Source organism: Streptococcus sp. LYSM12 (genome assembly GCF_004569635.1).
Classification (GTDB): Bacteria; Bacillota; Bacilli; order Lactobacillales; family Streptococcaceae; genus Streptococcus.
Genome location: NZ_SPOZ01000088.1, coordinates 1 through 345, shown reverse-complemented (window position 1 = coordinate 345; position 345 = coordinate 1). Strand labels below are relative to the sequence as shown.

Sequence of the window (345 nt, the reverse complement as noted above, 5' to 3'; positions counted from 1 at the left end):
AGCGGGAGACCAGTTATAGCTACGACCCCAATGGCAACCTCCTCGAGGAAACCAATCCCCTGGGGCAAGTGACCAAGCGGACCTATGATGCCCTTAATCGCTTGACCAGTGAGAGTGATACCGCAGGTCAACTCAACCTCTACAGCTATGACCATGACAACCATGTGACCAAGGTTATGAATGAAGCAGGTGGTCAAGCCACTATGACCTATGATGGCAATGGCAATCTGACCAGTGTCCTATCTGGTAGTGAGCGCATCAAGAGCTATAGCTATGACCTGAAAGACCAGTTGATTTCAGCTACTCAAGGGTTAGGTGACAAGGCGTCAACCTCCACCTATACCT

Annotated in this window: 1 protein-coding gene; it reads left to right on the top strand. The window is 50.1% G+C overall.

Features of this window, described 5'->3' with window-relative positions:
• Positions 1 to 345 (top strand): RHS repeat domain-containing protein (locus E4T79_RS10835; RefSeq protein ID WP_135030138.1); only part of this gene is annotated, 345 nt, incomplete at both ends.